Annotated in this window: 20 protein-coding genes; 13 read left to right on the forward strand and 7 right to left on the reverse strand. The window is 62.5% G+C overall.

Going from position 1 to position 17,321, the window contains the following annotated elements; genetic code table 11:
* The first annotated feature begins 68 nt into the window (after positions 1–68).
* The 4 genes from AC1D1Z_RS04495 to AC1D1Z_RS04510 all read left to right on the forward strand — a co-directional run bounded on the left by AC1D1Z_RS04495 (position 69) and on the right by AC1D1Z_RS04510 (position 3,320).
* The gene (locus AC1D1Z_RS04495; RefSeq protein WP_017966911.1) at positions 69–992 is read left to right on the forward strand and encodes a sulfite exporter TauE/SafE family protein; all 924 of its coding nucleotides are present in this window, start codon (positions 69–71) and stop codon (positions 990–992) included.
* A complete protein-coding gene (locus AC1D1Z_RS04500) occupies positions 992–1,792 on the forward strand; it encodes a TIGR02186 family protein (RefSeq protein ID WP_130750693.1) in 801 nt (266 codons plus the stop codon). The genes AC1D1Z_RS04495 and AC1D1Z_RS04500 overlap by 1 nt, the downstream gene beginning before the upstream one ends.
* 224 nt (positions 1,793–2,016) lie before the next feature.
* Entirely contained in the window at positions 2,017–2,574 is a 558-nt protein-coding gene (locus AC1D1Z_RS04505) for a dihydrofolate reductase family protein (RefSeq protein WP_130750691.1), read from the forward strand.
* Positions 2,575–2,738: 164 nt separating this feature from the next.
* Positions 2,739–3,320, forward strand: a complete 582-nt coding sequence (locus AC1D1Z_RS04510) for a transglycosylase SLT domain-containing protein (protein ID WP_018447621.1) — start codon at positions 2,739–2,741, stop codon at positions 3,318–3,320.
* 51 nt (positions 3,321–3,371) lie between these two features.
* On the opposite strand, the gene pdeM is transcribed toward AC1D1Z_RS04510, so the two are convergent.
* From pdeM to AC1D1Z_RS04525, 3 genes are all read right to left on the reverse strand, one after another.
* Positions 3,372–4,097, reverse strand: coding sequence for a ligase-associated DNA damage response endonuclease PdeM (gene pdeM / locus AC1D1Z_RS04515; protein ID WP_032998281.1), 726 nt, complete (start codon positions 4,095–4,097; stop codon positions 3,372–3,374).
* 89 nt (positions 4,098–4,186) lie between these two features.
* The gene (locus AC1D1Z_RS04520) at positions 4,187–6,697 is read right to left on the reverse strand and encodes a ligase-associated DNA damage response DEXH box helicase (RefSeq protein WP_018244672.1); all 2,511 of its coding nucleotides are present in this window, start codon (positions 6,695–6,697) and stop codon (positions 4,187–4,189) included.
* Between the two features lie 152 nt (positions 6,698–6,849).
* Positions 6,850–7,482 carry a YitT family protein gene (locus AC1D1Z_RS04525; protein WP_018244671.1) on the reverse strand — a complete coding sequence of 211 codons (633 nt, stop codon included), beginning with the start codon at positions 7,480–7,482 and terminating at the stop codon, positions 6,850–6,852.
* 133 nt (positions 7,483–7,615) lie between these two features.
* Here AC1D1Z_RS04525 and AC1D1Z_RS04530 point away from each other — a divergent pair, with 133 nt between their 5' ends.
* Together AC1D1Z_RS04530 and AC1D1Z_RS04535 are read left to right on the forward strand one after the other, a co-directional pair.
* On the forward strand, positions 7,616–8,116 hold the full coding sequence (locus AC1D1Z_RS04530) for an RrF2 family transcriptional regulator (protein ID WP_018244670.1): 501 nt from the start codon (positions 7,616–7,618) through the stop codon (positions 8,114–8,116).
* Positions 8,117–8,139: 23 nt separating this feature from the next.
* Positions 8,140–8,601, forward strand: a complete 462-nt coding sequence (locus tag AC1D1Z_RS04535) for a carboxymuconolactone decarboxylase family protein (protein ID WP_131647492.1) — start codon at positions 8,140–8,142, stop codon at positions 8,599–8,601.
* 386 nt (positions 8,602–8,987) lie between these two features.
* Here AC1D1Z_RS04535 and AC1D1Z_RS04540 read toward each other — a convergent pair whose 3' ends face one another.
* Positions 8,988–9,623, reverse strand: a complete 636-nt coding sequence (locus AC1D1Z_RS04540) for a YitT family protein (RefSeq protein WP_131647491.1) — start codon at positions 9,621–9,623, stop codon at positions 8,988–8,990.
* 212 nt (positions 9,624–9,835) lie between these two features.
* On the reverse strand, positions 9,836–10,768 hold the full coding sequence (locus AC1D1Z_RS04545; protein ID WP_131647490.1) for a class I SAM-dependent DNA methyltransferase: 933 nt from the start codon (positions 10,766–10,768) through the stop codon (positions 9,836–9,838).
* 144 nt (positions 10,769–10,912) lie between these two features.
* Between AC1D1Z_RS04545 and AC1D1Z_RS04550 the strand changes: the two genes are divergently transcribed.
* From AC1D1Z_RS04550 to AC1D1Z_RS04560, 3 genes are all read left to right on the forward strand, one after another.
* Complete coding sequence (locus tag AC1D1Z_RS04550; RefSeq protein WP_131647489.1) at positions 10,913–11,179, forward strand: DUF6460 domain-containing protein; 267 nt, start codon at positions 10,913–10,915, stop codon at positions 11,177–11,179.
* 1 nt (position 11,180) lies between these two features.
* On the forward strand, positions 11,181–11,678 hold the full coding sequence (locus tag AC1D1Z_RS04555) for a CAP domain-containing protein (RefSeq protein WP_018244663.1): 498 nt from the start codon (positions 11,181–11,183) through the stop codon (positions 11,676–11,678).
* An 83-nt stretch (positions 11,679–11,761) separates the two neighbouring features.
* A complete protein-coding gene (locus AC1D1Z_RS04560) occupies positions 11,762–13,108 on the forward strand; it encodes an MATE family efflux transporter (RefSeq protein ID WP_131647488.1) in 1,347 nt (448 codons plus the stop codon).
* Here AC1D1Z_RS04560 and AC1D1Z_RS04565 read toward each other — a convergent pair.
* Entirely contained in the window at positions 13,084–14,172 is a 1,089-nt protein-coding gene (locus AC1D1Z_RS04565) for a quinone-dependent dihydroorotate dehydrogenase (protein WP_131647487.1), read from the reverse strand. The two genes, AC1D1Z_RS04560 and AC1D1Z_RS04565, sit on opposite strands and share 25 nt — an antisense overlap.
* Positions 14,169–14,522, reverse strand: coding sequence for a DUF952 domain-containing protein (locus AC1D1Z_RS04570; RefSeq protein WP_131647486.1), 354 nt, complete (start codon positions 14,520–14,522; stop codon positions 14,169–14,171). Before AC1D1Z_RS04570 ends, AC1D1Z_RS04565 begins: the two co-directional genes overlap by 4 nt.
* Before the next feature lie 118 nt (positions 14,523–14,640).
* On the opposite strand from AC1D1Z_RS04570, the gene AC1D1Z_RS04575 reads away from it, so the two are divergent.
* The 4 genes from AC1D1Z_RS04575 to AC1D1Z_RS04590 all read left to right on the forward strand — a co-directional run bounded on the left by AC1D1Z_RS04575 (position 14,641) and on the right by AC1D1Z_RS04590 (position 17,279).
* On the forward strand, positions 14,641–15,039 hold the full coding sequence (locus AC1D1Z_RS04575; protein WP_026230870.1) for a hypothetical protein: 399 nt from the start codon (positions 14,641–14,643) through the stop codon (positions 15,037–15,039).
* 91 nt (positions 15,040–15,130) lie between these two features.
* On the forward strand, positions 15,131–15,778 hold the full coding sequence (locus AC1D1Z_RS04580; protein WP_018447637.1) for a response regulator: 648 nt from the start codon (positions 15,131–15,133) through the stop codon (positions 15,776–15,778).
* 116 nt (positions 15,779–15,894) lie between these two features.
* Entirely contained in the window at positions 15,895–16,557 is a 663-nt protein-coding gene (locus AC1D1Z_RS04585; protein ID WP_018447638.1) for a S24 family peptidase, read from the forward strand.
* 11 nt (positions 16,558–16,568) lie between these two features.
* A complete protein-coding gene (locus AC1D1Z_RS04590) occupies positions 16,569–17,279 on the forward strand; it encodes a thermonuclease family protein (protein WP_477849635.1) in 711 nt (236 codons plus the stop codon).
* Positions 17,280–17,321: the final 42 nt, after the last annotated feature.

A 17,321-nucleotide genomic window follows, 5' to 3' on the forward strand; every position in this document is an offset into this window, starting at 1 on the left:
GGTGCGCATTCGAACGGGGACGTGACAAGAAACCGCCCGGCAGGAGCGGTCATCATTCGGGGTCGGCTGTGACAATCTATCTGCCCATCGCAGAATTGTCGGTGAACATTTTCATCATTCTCGGCATGGGGGCGGCCGTCGGATTCCTGTCTGGAATGTTCGGCGTCGGCGGCGGCTTTCTCATCACCCCGCTGTTGATCTTCTACAACATCCCGCCCGTCGTCGCGGTCGCGACCGGCGCCAACCAGGTGGTGGCGTCGTCGATATCGGGCGCGATCACGCATTTCCGGCGCGGCTCGCTCGACGTCAAGCTCGGCACGGTGCTGCTGGTCGGCGGTCTTACCGGGGCGACAGTCGGCATCTGGATCTTCTCGCTGCTGCGCGCCATCGGCCAGCTCGATCTGATCATTTCGCTGATGTATGTCGTCTTCCTCGGCACCGTCGGCGGACTGATGCTGCTCGAAAGCATCAATGCCATGCGGCGAGCAGCGCGCAACGAACCGCCCGCACCGCGCAAGCCTGGCCACCAGCACTGGGTGCACAAGCTGCCGCTGAAGGTGCGTTTCAAGAAATCGAAGATCTATCTCAGCGTCATTCCAATCGTCGCACTCGGCTTTGCGATCGGCATCCTCACCTCGATCATGGGTGTCGGCGGTGGATTCATCATGGTGCCGGCGATGATCTACCTGCTGCGCATCCCGACCAATGTCGTCGTCGGCACATCGCTGTTCCAGATCATCTTCGTGACCGCCTATACGACGATCGTGCAGGCGGCGACGAACTTTTCCGTCGACATCGTGCTTGCCTTCATCCTGATGGTGGCCGGTGTCATCGGCGCGCAATACGGCGTGCGGGTCGGCCAGAAGCTGCGCGGCGAGCAGCTGCGCGCCCTGCTCGGCCTACTGGTGCTTGCCGTCGGCCTGCGTCTTGCAATCGCGCTGGTGGTGGCGCCGGCCGACGTCTATTCGGTGGTGATGGGAGCGGGCAACTGATGCGCCTGCTTGTTTTCGTCATCGCGTTGCTTTGCCTGCTGCCGGCCTCTGCCGGAGCCCAGTGGCTGCCGGGGCAGGCATCGGAGGCGGTCCGTGAAGGGTTGGAAATCGGCACGTCGACCAGCGAAATCGCCATCACCTCGGATTTCCACGGCGCGGATCTGACCATCTTCGGGGCGCTCTCGAATACCGACCAGCTGCTGCTCGCCGTCGGCCAATATGACGTGGTCGTGGTGCTGGAAGGCCCGCGCGAGGACGCGACGGTGCGCAAGAAGGAACGCGTCTTCGGCATCTGGGTGAACACCCGCTCGATGACCTTCGAAGCGGTGCCGCATTCCTATTCGATGTCGAGTTCACGCATGATCGACGACATCGTGACGCCGCTTGACCTGATCGATCAGGGGATCGGCATCGACCACATTCCGCTGACGCCGGTCGGCTTCGTCGGCGACGGCAGCAATCTCGGCGAGTTCCGCGAGGCCTTCCGGCGACTGCAGCAGGGCGGCGGGCTCTATGACCGCAATCCGAGCGGCGTGCGGTTCGTTTCCTCCAACCTCTTCAAAGCGAGCCTGCGTCTGCCGGCAAACATTCCGAACGGGGTGCACAGCGTGCGCGCCTATCTGTTCAAGAGCGGCATTTTCGTGACCGAGAAATCGCTGCCGCTGCGGGTCATCAAGACCGGCATCGAGCAGACGATCACCGATGCGGCGCATGATCAGCCGATCCTCTACGGCTGTGCGGCGGTGCTGCTCGCCGTGATCACCGGCTGGGGTGCCAGCCTAATCTTCCGTAAGGACTGATCCGCCGCAAGGCGCTCAAGCGGATTTCTTCCTGAAAATAGGCTCGGCAAGACACCCGGGCACGAGGAGCCTGCCCGGCGGCAGCTGCTTGCCCGGATGTTTTGGCGGCAGTTCATCCATGCCTCCAAAAACCGCTTGCATTTCGCTATCAGTCGATCTAGTTTCAACCAGTTGCACCTCGCAATCGGTTTTATCTCGGTTGGCAATTCAGAAGGAGGATGGAAATGAGAAAGCTTGTTGTCTGGAACCTGATGACGCTCGATGGTTATTTCGAAGGCACGAAGCCGTGGGATATCGACTTCCACAATCTCGCCTGGGGACCTGAATTGCAGCGCTATGCCGAACAGTTCGGGAGGGAAGGCGATCTGCTGGTATTCGGCCGCAAGACCTATGAGGGCATGGCCTCCTACTGGCCAAGCGCCGAGGGCGAAGGTGAGATCAAAGCCTATATGAACGGCATCGCCAAGATCGCCGTGTCGCGGACGATGACCGAGCCCGGCTGGAACAATGCCCGTGTCGTCAACGATCCGGTCCCCGAACTGACGAGGCTGAAGCAGGAGGACGGCAGGACGATCTTCATCTTCGGCAGCGCCGAGCTTGCCGACAGCCTGCTGAAAGCGGGGCTTATCGACGAAATCAGGGTTTGCCTGGTGCCTGTCATTCTCGGCGGCGGCAATCCGCTTTTCAAACAGGCAGAGGGCCAGGTGCCGCTGAAGCTCATCGAATCCTCGACGACGGAGGGCGGCGCGGTGATCCTGCGCTACGAGCCCGTCAAGGCTTAGCGGCGCTCACCCATTGAGATTTTGACACGATGCCGTCCCGATGGTCAGGCCAGGGTATCCATCCCTGGTCGCACAAGAGAGCAGCCTGGGAAGTTCGCATTCGACTAAAAACCGGTTTTTAACATTTACGAGTTAGTAATCTCTCGGAAACGAGAGGTTTTGTCATGCGTACTCGTATCGTTCTGACGGCCATGGGTCTCGCGCTGCTTGCCGGCTGCGCGACGGCGCCGAAGCAGACGAGGAACATCTGTGCCGTCTTCGACGAGCGCGACGGGCTTTTCTCCAGCTGGCAGAGTGCCGCCGAGCGGACGGAGAAGAAATATGGCGTGCCCGTACCGATCCTGATGGCGACGATGTATACCGAATCCGGCTTCCAGCCCTATGCGCGGCCGCCGCGCACCAAACTGTTCGGCTTCATTCCCTGGACCCGGCCTTCGACGGCCTACGGTTATTCGCAGGCACTCGACGGAACCTGGGATCACTATCAGTCGCAGACGGGGAACTGGACTGCGCGACGGGCGAACTTCGCCGACGCGATCGATTTCATCGGCTGGTATCACTACCAGAACAGCGTGGAGACCGGCATTCCTCTGAACGATGCCTATAATCTCTATCTCGCCTATTATTCCGGGCCGACGGGATACAAACGCGGCGACTGGCGCTCGAACGGGCAGCTGCAGCAGACGGCGCAGAAGTTTGCGCGGATGGCCGGGACGTATCAGCGGCAGTTGCAGGAGTGCGATTGAGGATAGTTGAGGGCGTGCCATGTCCGCCCCTCTGCCCTCAAATAACAGGCGCTATCCCCACAAATTGCCGTATCTGACAGAATAGATCCGGTCCTTGCCAAGCAGATGCGCGATCAGCGACCCCCGGTCGAAAAGACCGTGCATCGCCTTGTGGCGAAGGTCGAGACCGCCGCTCATGACGCCGAAGGCCGGCATCAGTAGGCGGGCGCCGTCGGTGGCAAAGCAGGGGCGGCGGACGGATTTCTCGCGACGGCGGACGGTCGCCGACGGATGCAGGTGGCCGGCGATTTCTCCACTCTGCAAGCCGTTCTTCGGCTCGTGCCGGAAGGTCAGGCCGGCATAATGCATCTCGTCAGCGGATGTGCCCGGCAGATCGACGATGCCATCCGGATCATGGTTGCCATTGATCCAGATCCATTCGCGGCCGCGGGCCATATTGACGATCAGCGTGCGGAAATTCTCCGGCAAATGCTTCGAACCGATGCGGTCGTGGAAATTATCGCCGAGCGAGATGACGAGCTTCGGATCATAACGCGAGATGACGGCGGCAAGGACGGTCAGCGTCGCCAGCGTATCGTAAGGCGGCAGCATCATGCCGCGGCGGGCGAAAGCTGCGCCCTTTTCCAGGTGCAGGTCGGAAACGACGAGCAGGCCGGCATCGGGCAGATATAGGGCGCCGAGCGGATCACAGACCGCGGCAATGCCGTGGACCGATGTCTCGATGCCCGGCATGGCGGCCAGTCCTGATATGTCGCGCGCCAGCGCCAGGCGGTTCATCACGGTCGTCATTCCCAAATCGTCGTCGGGCCTAAATCGTCGTCAGGCCTAAATCGTCGGGCCCTAATTCTCATCAGGCCCGATTCTCGTCAAGCGAGCGCTTCGGCGATCAGATCGTCCGCCGCTTCGGCGAGCAGCGCGTCATGGGCCTCGCCCGGCACCGCCTCGCGTCCGATTTCCAGCATCACCGGCACGGCGAGCGGGGAAATATGGTCGAGAGCGCGGTGGGTGATGTGGCCCCTGATTCGTCTCAGCATATCGCCAAGACGGCCAATATCCAAAAGTCCCGTCGCCGCATCCTGCCGCGTCGCCTGCAAGAGGATGTGATCCGGCTCGTGGCTGCGCAGCACGTCGTAGATCAGATCGGCGGAGACGGTGATCTGGCGGCCGCTCTTTTCCTTGCCCGGATGACGGCGCTCGATCAAGCCGGCAATCACGGCGCAATTGCGGAAGGTGCGCTTCAACAGGAAGGATTCGTCCAGCCAGGCTTCGAGGTCGTCGCCGAGCATGTCTTCGTCGAAGAGGTCGGAGAGGCTGAGCCGGCCATTGCGGATCATCAGCCCCATATCCTCGAGGCCCCAGATGGCAAGCGAATAATCGGTGGCGACGAAACCGAGCGGCTTGGCGCCTATCCGCTCCAGCCGGCGGGTCAGCAGCATGCCGAGCGTCTGGTGGGCGAGACGGCCTTCGAAGGGATAGGCGACCATATAGCCGCGGCTGCCGCGCGGGAAGGTTTCGATCAGGAACTCGTCACGCTTCGGCAGCATCGACTTGTCGTTCTGCAGCGACAGCCAGTCGCGCACCTGATCCGGCAGGTGGCGCCAGCGATCGGGATCGGCGATCATCGCCCGCACCTGCTCGGCGAGATAGGTCGACAGCGGAAACTTGCCACCATTATAGGAGGGGATCTTCGGATCGAGCGAAAAGGCCTGCGACGCCAGGCATTCGTTTTCGCGGATGCCCTCGAAGCGCAGCACCTTGCCGGAGAAGACGAAGGTATCGCCCGGCGACATCTGCTCGAGGAAATATTCCTCGACCTTTCCCAACGTAGCGCCGCCGCGGCCGATCCTGCCGCCCTCGCCGCGCTTGACCATGCGGATATTCAGCATCGGGCTTTCGACGATGGTGCCGAGATTGAGGCGGTATTGCTGGGCGACTGCAGGATTGGAGACGCGCCAACGGCCCTCCTTGGTCTTGCGGATACGGGCGTAACGCTCATAGGTGCGGAGCGCATAACCGCCGGTGGCGACGAAATCGACGATGCGCTCGAAGGTCTCCCAGCTCAGATCGGCATAGGGCGAGGCGCTGGTGACTTCATCGTAAAGTTCAAGCATGTCGAAAGGCTCGGCGCAGGCCATGCCGAGCACATGCTGGGCGAGCACGTCGAGCGCGCCGCGGCCGACAGGCGGGGTATCCTGCGCGCCGATATAATTGGCGTCGAGGGCGGCCTGGCACTCCATGACCTCGAAGCGGTTGGCGGGCACAAGGATCGCCTTCGAGGGCTCGTCCATGCGGTGGTTGGCACGACCGATGCGCTGGGCAAGACGTGAGGCACCCTTCGGCGCACCGACATGAATGACGAGATCGACATCGCCCCAGTCGATGCCGAGATCGAGGGTGGAGGTGGCAACGACGGCGCGCAGCCGGTTTTCGGCCATCGCCGCCTCGACCTTGCGGCGCTGGGCGACATCGAGCGAGCCATGGTGGAGGGCGATCGGCAGGTTGTCGTCATTGATCGTCCAGAGCGCCTGGAACAGCATTTCGGCCTGGCTGCGGGTGTTGACGAAAAGCAGCGTCGTGCGGTGTTCAACCAGTTGCCGGTAAACATCGGGAATGGCGTATCGGGCGGAATGGCCGGACCAGGGAATGCGCTCTTCGGTCGACAGAATCGAGATATCGGGCTTGGCGCCGCCTTCGACGACGACGAGGCCTGCATGATGCTCGCTGCCCTCTTCCTGTCCGACCAGCCATTTCTGCAGATCCATGGGTTCGGCGACAGTGGCCGACAGACCGATGGTCTTGAAGCCGGGGGCAAGGCGGCGCAGGCGGGCAAGGCCGAGCGAAAGCATATGGCCGCGCTTGGAGGTGACCAGCGAATGCAGCTCGTCGAGGACGATATATTTCAGGTCCTTGAAGAAGCGCTCGGCCTCGCGGTTCGCCAGAAGCAGGGCGACCTGTTCGGGCGTCGTCAGCAGAATATCCGGCGGGTTGAGTTTCTGGCGCTGGCGCTTGGCGTTCGGCGTGTCGCCGGTGCGGTTTTCTATCGTGACCGGCAGGCCCATCTCCTCGACCGGCTTCATCAGGTTGCGCTCGATATCGATGGCAAGCGCCTTCAGTGGCGAGACATAGAGCGTATGGATGCCGGTGAAGGCGGAGCCGGGCGGGATCTTGCCGCGACGGGTGAGATCGGTGAGCGAGGGCAGGAAACCGGCGAGCGTCTTGCCGGCGCCGGTCGGCGCAATCAGCAGCGTGCTTTCGCCGGCCTCGGCGCGGGCGAGCAGTTCCAGCTGATGGGCGCGCGGGCGCCAGCCCTTTTCCGCAAACCAGCGGGTAAAGGCGGCAGGAAGCAGGGCACGGGCTTCGGAATCGATCTGGTCCACGCCCTGAAACTAGTGAAACGCCGGGGAAAGAGAAGAGCGGCCAAAGCATGTCGCGCAAAAGTGTGCCGCGGTTTTGCGATAACGACATGCGTAAAAACAAAGACCTAAAGTGCGATGAGCGAATCTGAAAGATCGCGACGCGCTTTAGCAATTCACATGGCGATATAGCGATCCTTGCGGTGGTTGATGGCGATCGTGAGGTTGAGAACGATCGCACCGAGCACGGAGCAGGCGATGATGAAGGGGCTTGCGACGAAGAAGGAGAGCGCCAGGATGACGCCGTCGAAGCCGAGCTGGACGAAGCCGGCGCGCCAGCCGAAGCGATCCTGGATATAGAGGGCGAGAATGCCGATGCCGCCGAGGCTGGCGCGGTGGCGGAAGAGCGCCAGCATACCGGCGCCGATGACGAGGCCGCCGAAGAGCGCACCAGCGATAGGATCGACATGCGCCATGCTGATGAAGCCCGAGATGAATTCCGACAGAACCGAGGTGAGCGCGATGGCGGCGAAGGTCTTGATGGTGAAGGCAGCGCCCAAGCGGCGGAAGGCGAGATAGTAGAAGGGCAGGTTCACGACGAAGAAGCAGAGGCCGAAGCTCAGGCCGGTCGCATAATGGGCGAGGAAGGCAAGGCCTGCCGTGCCGCCGGCAAGCAGCCCCGCGCCGGAGAGAAGCGATACGCCGAGCACGGCGAGCATGCTGCCGGCGACAATGCCCTGGGCGTCGTCCAGCAGCGAGTGACGATCGGCGCTGGAATTCAGAAGGCCTGCGAAAGCGTTGGATGCCATGTTGTTCCCCTGTCGGCTTTGCCGTCTTCTATCCGGGGTCAGGATAAAGGCAAGTGGCAAGCAACGAGGACACCTCTTGACAGCCAGCATAATCGTGGATATTTTTTATCCACGAATTGAGGAGGCCAGGTGCATGAAGATGGGCGATGGGGTCGAGCAGGCCATTCACAGCGTTGCGATGCTTTCCGGCCTTTCCGAAGGCGGTGTGCTTTCGGCCGCCGCGCTGGCGGAATTCCACGGCGTTTCGACAAGCTATCTGCTGAAGCATCTGCAGGCGCTGTCTGGCGCCGGCATCCTCGATACGGTTCCGGGGCCGAAGGGCGGATATCGGCTGGCGAAGGCGCCGAAGGAGATTTCGTTGCTCGACATCGTGCTCGCGGTCGAGGGGTCTGCCCCGGCTTTCCGCTGCGCCGAAATCCGCCAACGCGGGCCGAACCCGGTCTCCGATCGCTTGTTCGCCCAGCCCTGCACCATCAACGCGGCGATGCTGAAAGCCGAACGGGTCTATCGCGCCGAACTCGCCAAGACGAGCCTCGCCGATATCGGCATTGAACTCACCGCCGTCGACGACGGATCGATCGCAGCTAGAGGCTGCGCCTTCCTTGAAATCCATGAACGCAAGACGGCTCGTTGAGCCACCAACAAAGGAGAAAGATCATGCAACCACGCTTCAACTTCGCCAAAGCCGCTCCCGATGCCTACAAGGCGGTCGCCGCACTCGAGCAATATGTCCAGTCCTCCGGGCTGGAGCGCCGCTTCATCCACCTGATCAAGCTGCGCGCTTCGCAGATCAATGGCTGTGCCTATTGCGTCGACATGCATGTGAAGGAAGCCCGCCATGATGGGCTCAGCGAACAATGGATCAACCTGATGTGCGTCTGGCGGGAATCGCCGGTCTATGACGCCCGCGAACGGGCGCTGCTCGGCTGGGTGGATTCGGTGACCAATATCGCCAAGACAGGCGTGCCTGATGCCGACTACGAGACGCTGAAGGGGCATTTTTCTGAAGAAGAAATGACGAAGATTACGGTGGCGATCGGCGCCATCAACATCTGGAACCGGCTTGCCGTCGGCTTCCGCTCGCAGCATCCGCTCGATGCGGCAACGAAGGCAGCCTGAGATTTCTGCTGAGAGGGAAATCATCCTTGCAACCGACCCGAAAATCTCGGGTCGGTCGAATATCGGATCACTCGTGATCCCGAGTGGCCCGTACGGCAACGGCGTCAAACCGATTGCCCGGGAGGTCGATGCTGTTGAATATGTCTCGGACGACTTTCGCAATTTCTTCTGCGGAAGCGCCCTTGGCGTATTCTTCCTGCATACGGCGTCTGACAAGTTTTTCCAAATCTGACATAGTTCACCTCATCAAATCCGGCGCGAGATGAGTTTCGCGCCGAGACCGATCACAGGCAAGTTACGTTTTATTTAGAATGGCTTACCGATTGGTAATGTTAGCATCTCGCGCAAAAGTGTGCGGCGGTTTTGCGATAACGACATGCGTAAAGTTAAAGCGCGATGTAGCGATCAGCCCGGTGATTGATGGCAACGAAGAGGTTGAGGACGACGGCGCCGAGCACGGAATAGAAGACGACAGGCGGCGTGGTGACGAAGAAGGCGGCGGCGAGCACGCAGATGTCGATGGCGAGCTGGACGAGGCCGGCTCGGATGCCGAAACGTTCCTGCAGGTAGATGCCGAGAATGCCGACACCGCCGAGGCTGGCGCGGTGGCGATAGAGCGCCAGCAGGCCGAAGCCGAGCAGCAAGCCGCCGAGAAGGGCCGCCCAGGCCGGATGGATGCTCGAAATGGACAGAAAGCGCGACTGCACATCGGCAATCACCGAGGTCAGGCCGATGGCGATGAAGGTCTTGACGGTGAAGGCCATGCCGAGGCGCTTCCACGAGAGATAGAAGAACGGCAGGTTGAGCAGGAAGAAGGCAAGGCCGAAATTGACGCCGAAAGCATAATGCAGGAGGAAGGCCACGCCGGCGGTGCTGCCGGTGAGAAGGCCGGCGCTGGCGAGCACATAGAGGCCGAGAGCGGCAACCAGGCTGCCGGAGAATATGCCCTGCACATCTTCGATCGGGGTGTGGCGCGTCGCAGTCGTATTCCAGAAGCCAAGGGCATTGATGAGCTGTGTCATGTCGCCAGTCTCCACGGCAGACGATTTTAAAAAACGCGCTGGGAGAGGCCCGGGCGCAACGGAATTTTGCATAATGAAAGAAGCCGGAGCGCCTCGGCGATAATTGCCGGGCATCTCTGCAGATGCAGTGCAATATCGGGTTTTTCGGTCTTTTGATCAAGCAAAATAGGTAAGCAATGCTGACCTATTAAAAAATCGCAAGAAATGTTCGCTCACGCTGGTTTGCGCGTAAGGAACAGAATGCCGGCAACCGGTTTTCCGCCATCTTTGCGAATAACCGACTTGACGGTCGCAAGGATTTGCAAGCCATAACGGGCAAGAAGCATCCTGACATAGCTTTCCGAGTGGGCGTAACGCAGCGACTGAGCGAGATGAAAGCCCTCGCCGTCCCCGGCATCCTCGACGGAAAAGGCGATATCGGCGCCTGATGCAGCGAGTTCTCCGACGATGGCAAAGACGCTCTCGAGATTGCCGAGATACATCAGCACATCGGCTGCCGTCACCAGATCGGCGCGATGGCGCGCGGCCTCCGCAAACAGGCCGGAGAGCTCGGGCGCGAGCGAGAGATCGGCCTGGGCGAGACTGTCATAGACCCGTTTCTCGGCAGCCTTCACGAGCATATTCTGCGAGAGGTCGAAGCCTTCAAGGCGGTCGACATTGGCGCGGATCTCCGGGCCGAGCAGACCGGTGCCGCAGCCGAGATCGACGGCGTGTTCGTAGCGCCTGCCGGTGGAGGCGACGAGCGCTGCGAGCTTCTGCGGGACGTTGTAGTCGAGCTTGTCGACAAGGGCTGATTCGAACCGATCGGCATAGTCGTCGAAGAGGCGCTCGACATAGCGGCTCGGCGGGCGGTCGGGCGTGGCCGCGTAGCCGAGAAGGGCAAGCTTGAGGGCGGCACCAAACATGTCGTCGGGATCGAGGGCAAGCGTCTTGCGATAGGCCTCGATCGCGGCTTCGCCCCTGCCCGCCTTTTCGCGATAGGTGGCGAGGCGATACCAGCCGGCGGCCCAGGCGGGCACGAGTTCGAGGGCCTGTTCCATCAGCTCAGCGGCCGCTTCCGGCTCGCCGCCTTCTTCAAGCATCCTGGCATAATCGGCGCGGCGGTCGGCGATAACGTCGCCTGAGGAAAGCTGGTGGGGCTGCATCAATGGACCTAATTGGTTGGCCCGCATTTGGCGGCGGCCACAAAAAAACTCAAGTCCTATTTCAGAGGCGAAGCGGCCAATTCCGGAAAGGGCTTGCGGGTGGCACGCCGCGACCTTATTCCAAGGGCAAACAGGAGATGGCTTATGTCCGATCAGGCGAACAGGTTCCTCGGCGATTCGCTCGGCCGTACATTGATAAAGCTTGTCGTGGTGTCGCTGATCGTCGGTTTCGTCATGACCGTCTTCGGCCTGACGCCGTGGAGCATCATCGATGGCGTCCGCGACTTCGTCCTGGAAATCTGGCATCGGGGCTTCTCGGCCCTCGGGCGCGTCGGCGACTATCTCATCCTCGGCGCGACGATCGTCATCCCGCTCTTCGTCATCCTTCGTCTTTTCAGCTACCGCCGGTAACATGACATCCATCGATCTTTCCAGGCGTGGTCTGCTGCGCCTTTCCGGACTTGCACTCGCCGCCGGCATCGCCGGTTGCACCACGACCCCGCGGATGGCCGGCACGCCTTCCGACGGCGAGGACGAGACGGCGAGCGTGCTGCCGCTCGTCAACCAGCTGCGGGCGAAGCACGGCCTGCCGCCGCTTGCCGCCGATCCGGCGGCGAGCACTGCCGCCCTGTTCCAGGCGAAACGCATGGCGAGCGCCGGCAAGATGGCACATCTGATGGGGATGACCGACAGTTTCGGCGCGCGCGTCAAGGCGAGCGGCGTGCGGCTACCGGCGGCCGAAAACATCGCCTCCGGCCAGCAGAGCGTCGATGCCGTGGTGACGGCCTGGATCAACTCGCCGCATCACCTGGAAAACATGCTCGGACGTTATGACGGCCTTGGCGTCGCCGTCGCCCATAATACATCTTCCAGGAACCTGCCCTATTGGGCCATGGTGCTTTCCAGCTGAGGTGATTCCGCCTGCAGCAGTTCAAGTGATGCAGCGTCTTTTGCGCGTCTAACGACGCTTGGCGCTGCCGCGACGAGGCCGGCATGGATACACGCAGCAATCACAACGCGCTTGCTTTTGACGTGACGCACCGGCTGGTGCTGGCGATCGCCATTCCGATGACGCTCGGCTTCATGACGACGCCGCTGCTCGGGCTGACGAACACCGCCGTGGTCGGCCGTATGGGCAATGCGGAAGCGCTGGCCGGGCTGGCGATCGGCGCCATGCTCTTCGATCTGATCCTCGGCAGCTTCAACTTCCTGCGCGCCTCGACCACAGGCCTGACGGCGCAGGCCTATGGCCGGCGGGATCAGCACGAGCAGCAGGCGGTCATCGCAAGGGCGATGATTTCGGCGCTCGGCTGCGGACTGGCGCTGCTCTGTCTTTCGCCGCTGCTGATGGCGGCGGGGTTGAGGCTGATGGGCGCGGAAGGAGCGATCGCCGAGGCAACCGGCACCTATTTCTCGATCCGCATGCTGGCAGCACCGGCGGCGCTGGCGAATTACGCCATCCTCGGCTTCGTGCTCGGGCGCGGACAGGGCAATATCGGACTGCTGCTGCAGGCGATCATCAACGGCATCAACATCCTGCTTTCGATCTATCTCGGCCTGACGCTCGATTGGGGCGTGGCGGGGGTCGCCTGGGGAACAATGGCCGGCGAAACCGTCGGCGCGCTCGCAGGGCTTGCCATCGTGCTGCGCGGCTTCGGCAAGGCAGCGCGGCCGGCATGGTCCGAAGTCTTTTCCCGGCACCGGCTGGCCGAGCTTTTCGCGCTCAACCGCGACATCCTGATCCGCACCTTCGTGCTGATCGGCGCCTTCACCATCATGACGCGGATCGGCACCAGCTTCGGCGCGGTGACGCTTGCCGCCAATGCCGTGGTGATGAATTTCTTCCTGCTGTCCGGCTATTATCTCGACGGGCTTGCCAATGCCGCCGAACAGATCATCGGCCGGGCGATCGGCGCGCATTACCGGCCGGCCTTCGACCGCGGGCTGAAGCTGACGACCTTGTGGTCCTTCGGCCTGGCGGCGATCGGCTCCGCCTTCATCTTCCTCGCCGGCCCCTGGCTGATCTCGGTGCTGACGACCTCACCCGAGGTGCGGCAGGCGGCCGAAACCTATCTGCCCTGGGCGGCGGTGACGGGCCTTACCGGCGCACTCGCCTTCCTGATGGACGGGGTTTTCATCGGCGCCACGTGGTCGGCCGAGATGCGCAACCGGATGCTGATATCTTTTGCCGGCTATCTCTTGATGCTCGCGGTCTTCGTGCCGCTCTTTGGCAATCATGGCCTGTGGCTGGCGATGAACGCCTTCCTGCTCTTCCGCGGCATCTTCCTGGCGATGCTCGTCAAGTCGCGGGCCGATCAGACCTTCCGCGCCGCCCAATAATCCAGCCGGGTATCGCGCAAGTCGCGGATCGAGGCGGCTTTTTCGCGGTCCAGCAGTTTCGAGAGGCCGCGGACGATATCACCGGCCAAGCCGGGGCCTTCATAGACCATGCAGGAATAGAGCTGGACCAGATCGGCACCCGCCCTGATCTTCTCCAGCGCCGTCTCGGCCGAGGAGACGCCGCCGACGCCAATGATCGGCAGATCAGGGCCGACGCGCTTGCGCATCCTGGCGAGCACGGCCGTCGACTTTTCGAATAGCGGCACGCCGGAAAGGCCGCCCGCCTCCTTCGCCTGCCGCTGATCCTTGAGGCCATCGCGCGACAGCGTGGTGTTGGAGACGATCAGGCCGTCGAGCGCATGCGAGAGCACTTCCGCGGCGATATCGTCCATGCCTTCCTCGGTCAGATCAGGGGCAATCTTCAGAAAAACCGGGATCTTCCGGCCGGATGTCGCCGTCATCTCATCGCGCGCCGCAAACACTGCGGACAGCAGTACCGCAAGGCTTTCGCGCCCCTGCAGGTCGCGCAGGCCGGGGGTGTTCGGCGAGGAGATGTTGGCGGTGAAATAGCGTGCGACGGAATAAAAGCGGCGGATGCCGGCGACATAATCGGCGATGCGGTCCTCGCTGTCCTTGTTGGCGCCGATATTGACGCCGATCATGCCACCGCCGCTTAGCGCGGCGAGGCGCTCGAAAGCGACATCATGCCCTTCATTGTTGAAGCCGAGACGGTTGATGACGCCTTCATCCTCCACCAGGCGGAAGATGCGCGGGCGCGGATTGCCGGATTGCGGCTTCGGCGTCACCGTGCCGATCTCGGTGAAGCCGAAGCCGAGCTTCAGCAGCGCCTCCGGCACCTCGGCATTCTTGTCGTAGCCTGCGGCCATGCCGAGCGGATTTTCGAAGGTAAGGCCGGCAACGGTCTGGCGCAGGCGCGGATCGGGCGTGAGCTGGCAGGCGGGCACGAGGCCGGATTTCAAGGCGGCGATCGACATGCCGTGCGCCGTTTCCGGATCGAACAGGAAGAGACCCTTGCGGGCGAGACGCTTGAAGGGATCGATCATGGCTGCAGCTCCGGGAAAATATGGGCGCCGGCTTCGTCGAGCGGCAGCGGCGCCTCCCAGAGCACGGTTGCAAGCGGCAGGTCGGCGTAGAGATGTGGGAAGAGATCGCCGCCGCGCGAGGGCTCAAAGACCAGCTTGTCGCCAAAGCCGCGGCCATCGACGGCAATCAGCAGCAGGCCGGACTGGCCGGCAAAGTGCAGGCCAGCGGTCTGCTTCACCTGGTCCGCCGTCGAGAAATGGATGAAGCCATCTTGGAGATCGATGCCGGCGCCATGAAAAATGCCGGTTTGTCTGGCTTGCTGCCAGAGCGTTTCCGTCACGATCTTGTAAAGGGTCGGTGTCAGGGTCATCATGGCCTCACGATGGGCTGTTCCTTGGTCACGAGGGCTTTGCCGGAAAGAGGCGGCGATGTCCACGCCCCGGCGCGAAAAACGGGACCGCCACAAGCAAAATCCGGAGGATGAGACGATGAAGGTTTTGATTCTGACGCTTGGCGTTTTTCTCATGCCGTTGGCGGCCGCGGCGGCCGAAGCCGATGCCGGCCGCTTCCAGCTGGAGAAGAGCGGCGATCATTTCGTCCGGCTCGACCGGCAGACCGGGGCCATGTCGATCTGCCAGGACAAGGACGGCGCCCTCGTCTGCCGGATGGCAGCCGACGAGCGGGCGGCCTATGAGGACGAACTCGACCGGCTGGCAAAGCGGGTGACGGCGCTCGAACAGGGCAATGTCGCCCAGCGCGCGCTGCCGAGCGACGCCGAGGTCGACCGTTCGATCAGCATCATGGAGCGGATGATGAAGAGTTTCATGGGGATGGTGAAGGAGTTCCAGGCTGAGGAAAACACCAATCCCCTTCCGCAGAAGACCTGATCTGATATAGTCATGTCAGCAAGCCGACATGCAACGCGGAGGGATGGCGTCGCATGCAAGGCATGATCGGGCTCTTGGGAGGGAGTTTTCGATGCAGGAACAGACCATCATCATTGCGGACGATCATCCGCTTTTCCGCGACGCGCTGCGCCAGGCAGTGATCGGCATGGAAGGCCGGCAGGCGATCGTCGAGGCCGGCGATTTCGCTGCCGCACGCAGGGCGGCAGGCGCCCATGCGGACGCCGACTTGATGCTGCTCGACCTCGCCATGCCCGGGGTCAGCGGCTTTTCCGGCCTGATGGCCTTGCGCTCAGAATTTGCCAGCCTGCCAATCGTCATTGTGTCGGCAACCGATGACGCGACGACCATCCGCCGGGCGCTGGAACTCGGCGCGTCCGGCTTCATTTCGAAATCCTCCGGCATCGAGGATATTCGCCGCAGCATCCAGACGGTGCTTGCCGGCGACATCGCCACGCCTGAAAGCTATCGCGACGGCCAGGAGCAGGATCCCGATGTCGCCGACCTGATCCACCGCCTGCATACGCTGACGCCGCAGCAGAGCCGGGTGCTGACCATGCTTGGCGAGGGGCTGCTGAACAAGCAGATCGCCTACGAGCTCGGCGTCTCCGAGGCGACGATCAAGGCGCATGTCTCGGCGATCCTGTTGAAACTCGATGTCGACAGCCGGACGCAGGCGGTGATCCAGCTCGGCAAGATCAACATGGCGATGGTCGCCTGAGCGCAGCATGCCATAACAGGATTTTATTCCTCTTCTATCTTTACTCAGGCGGCGCGGTCGGTTAATATTCCGCCGGGTTGGAGCGCGGCGTTGAATGAGCCGCGACGGAATCGCGCATGCTGTCACACGACCAGATCTGGGAAGCGCTCGACAGGCTTGCCGAACGGCACGAGCTGACGCCATCCGGACTTGCGCGCCGCGCCGGCCTCGACCCGACCTCCTTCAACAAATCCAAACGGCTTTCCGCCGATGGGCGCCTGCGCTGGCCCTCGACGGAATCGATCGCCAAGGTGCTCGACGCCACAGGCGCGAGCATGGAGCAGTTTATGGCCTTCATGCGGCCGGATGCCGGCTCGGCACAGCAGGAAGGCGCATTTCCTCAACGAGGCGGCTCCATTCCGCTGCTCGGCTTCGCGCAGGCGGGCGCCGGCGGCTTCTTCGACGATGGCGGTTTTCCGGCCGGCCAGGGCTGGGACGTGGTGGAATTTCCGGCGGCCCCGGCACAGAAATCAGGCGTCTATGCGCTGGAGGTGCAGGGCGAGAGCATGATGCCGCTCTACCGCGACGGCGATGTGTTGATCGTCGAGCCGGGGGCGCAGGTGCGCCGCAATGACCGCGTCGTCGTGCGGACAAACGAGGGCGAGGTGATGGCCAAGGTGCTGCTGCGCCAGAGCCCGCGATCGATCGAGCTGATGTCGCTCAATCCCGAACATCCCAACCGTATCCTCGAGCTTTCCGACGTCGCCTGGATCGCCCGCATTATCTGGGCCAGCCAATAGGAAGATATTCCATGCGCCCTGCCGCCTTCATTACAGGTATCACGGGGATGGTAGTGGTGGTCGGCCTGCTGATGGCGGGCGAAGCAAGGCTTGGTGGCGGCACGGCCGACGAAGAAACGGCGTCCGCAGGGGAGACAGAAACCGCACCGGCGAATGCTGCCCCGGACGCCGGCAAGCCCGCGACGATGTCGGACGACCGTGCCGAAATGATTGCTCGCTCGGTCGAACCGGCGGCCCCACCCGCTCCAGACCCGGGCGACGGGGTGACATCCAAACCGGCCGATCTGCCGCTACAAGCGGAGACGGCGATCGGGAAAACGGGAGGTCCGACGACGAAAAGGGCGATGGAGCTGGCGCGGCCGGCGGTCGACAATGCCGGCATCCTTTCCTTTGGCGAGCGGAGGCTTGAGCTTGCCGGCATCGTGCCGACGCCGGTCGACAGGATTTGCGGGCCGGCGGACCGGCAATGGCCCTGCGGCATGATGGCGAAGACGGCGCTGCGCCTGCTGTTGCGCAACCGCAGCGTCACCTGCGACCTCGAGAGTGCGGAATGGAAGGAAACGGCGACGACTGCCTGCCGGCTCGGCACACAGGATCTCGGCTCATGGCTTGCCGAAAACGGCTGGGCGGAAGCAGCGGCGGGTTCGCCGCTTACGGAGATCGCCGAGACGGCCAGGCAGGCCAGAAAAGGCATTTACGGCGACGATCCGCGCCGCAAATGAACCGGCAGCCTTGGCAAGCGATCGGAGAGCCCGGATCGGGCC

The sequence above is a fragment of the Rhizobium sp. P1_E1 genome (assembly GCF_056406015.1).

Bases quoted from the DNA above. Each gene is read 5' to 3' on its own strand.
- AC1D1Z_RS04545 (WP_131647490.1), bottom strand. From the start codon at position 10,768: ATGCAGCCCCACCAGCTTTCCTCAGGCGACGTTATCGCCGACCGCCGC.
- AC1D1Z_RS04575 (WP_026230870.1), top strand. From the start codon at position 14,641: ATGAAGGTTTTGATTCTGACGCTTGGCGTTTTTCTCATGCCGTTGGCG.
- AC1D1Z_RS04500 (WP_130750693.1), top strand. From the start codon at position 992: ATGCGCCTGCTTGTTTTCGTCATCGCGTTGCTTTGCCTGCTGCCGGCC.
- pdeM (WP_032998281.1), bottom strand. From the start codon at position 4,097: ATGAACCGCCTGGCGCTGGCGCGCGACATATCAGGACTGGCCGCCATG.
- AC1D1Z_RS04580 (WP_018447637.1), top strand. From the start codon at position 15,131: ATGCAGGAACAGACCATCATCATTGCGGACGATCATCCGCTTTTCCGC.
- AC1D1Z_RS04530 (WP_018244670.1), top strand. From the start codon at position 7,616: ATGAAGATGGGCGATGGGGTCGAGCAGGCCATTCACAGCGTTGCGATG.
- AC1D1Z_RS04510 (WP_018447621.1), top strand. From the start codon at position 2,739: ATGCGTACTCGTATCGTTCTGACGGCCATGGGTCTCGCGCTGCTTGCC.
- AC1D1Z_RS04540 (WP_131647491.1), bottom strand. From the start codon at position 9,623: ATGACACAGCTCATCAATGCCCTTGGCTTCTGGAATACGACTGCGACG.
- AC1D1Z_RS04505 (WP_130750691.1), top strand. From the start codon at position 2,017: ATGAGAAAGCTTGTTGTCTGGAACCTGATGACGCTCGATGGTTATTTC.
- AC1D1Z_RS04535 (WP_131647492.1), top strand. From the start codon at position 8,140: ATGCAACCACGCTTCAACTTCGCCAAAGCCGCTCCCGATGCCTACAAG.
- AC1D1Z_RS04570 (WP_131647486.1), bottom strand. From the start codon at position 14,522: ATGACCCTGACACCGACCCTTTACAAGATCGTGACGGAAACGCTCTGG.
- AC1D1Z_RS04590 (WP_477849635.1), top strand. From the start codon at position 16,569: ATGCGCCCTGCCGCCTTCATTACAGGTATCACGGGGATGGTAGTGGTG.
- AC1D1Z_RS04525 (WP_018244671.1), bottom strand. From the start codon at position 7,482: ATGGCATCCAACGCTTTCGCAGGCCTTCTGAATTCCAGCGCCGATCGT.
- AC1D1Z_RS04560 (WP_131647488.1), top strand. From the start codon at position 11,762: ATGGATACACGCAGCAATCACAACGCGCTTGCTTTTGACGTGACGCAC.
- AC1D1Z_RS04555 (WP_018244663.1), top strand. From the start codon at position 11,181: ATGACATCCATCGATCTTTCCAGGCGTGGTCTGCTGCGCCTTTCCGGA.
- AC1D1Z_RS04550 (WP_131647489.1), top strand. From the start codon at position 10,913: ATGTCCGATCAGGCGAACAGGTTCCTCGGCGATTCGCTCGGCCGTACA.
- AC1D1Z_RS04565 (WP_131647487.1), bottom strand. From the start codon at position 14,172: ATGATCGATCCCTTCAAGCGTCTCGCCCGCAAGGGTCTCTTCCTGTTC.
- AC1D1Z_RS04585 (WP_018447638.1), top strand. From the start codon at position 15,895: ATGCTGTCACACGACCAGATCTGGGAAGCGCTCGACAGGCTTGCCGAA.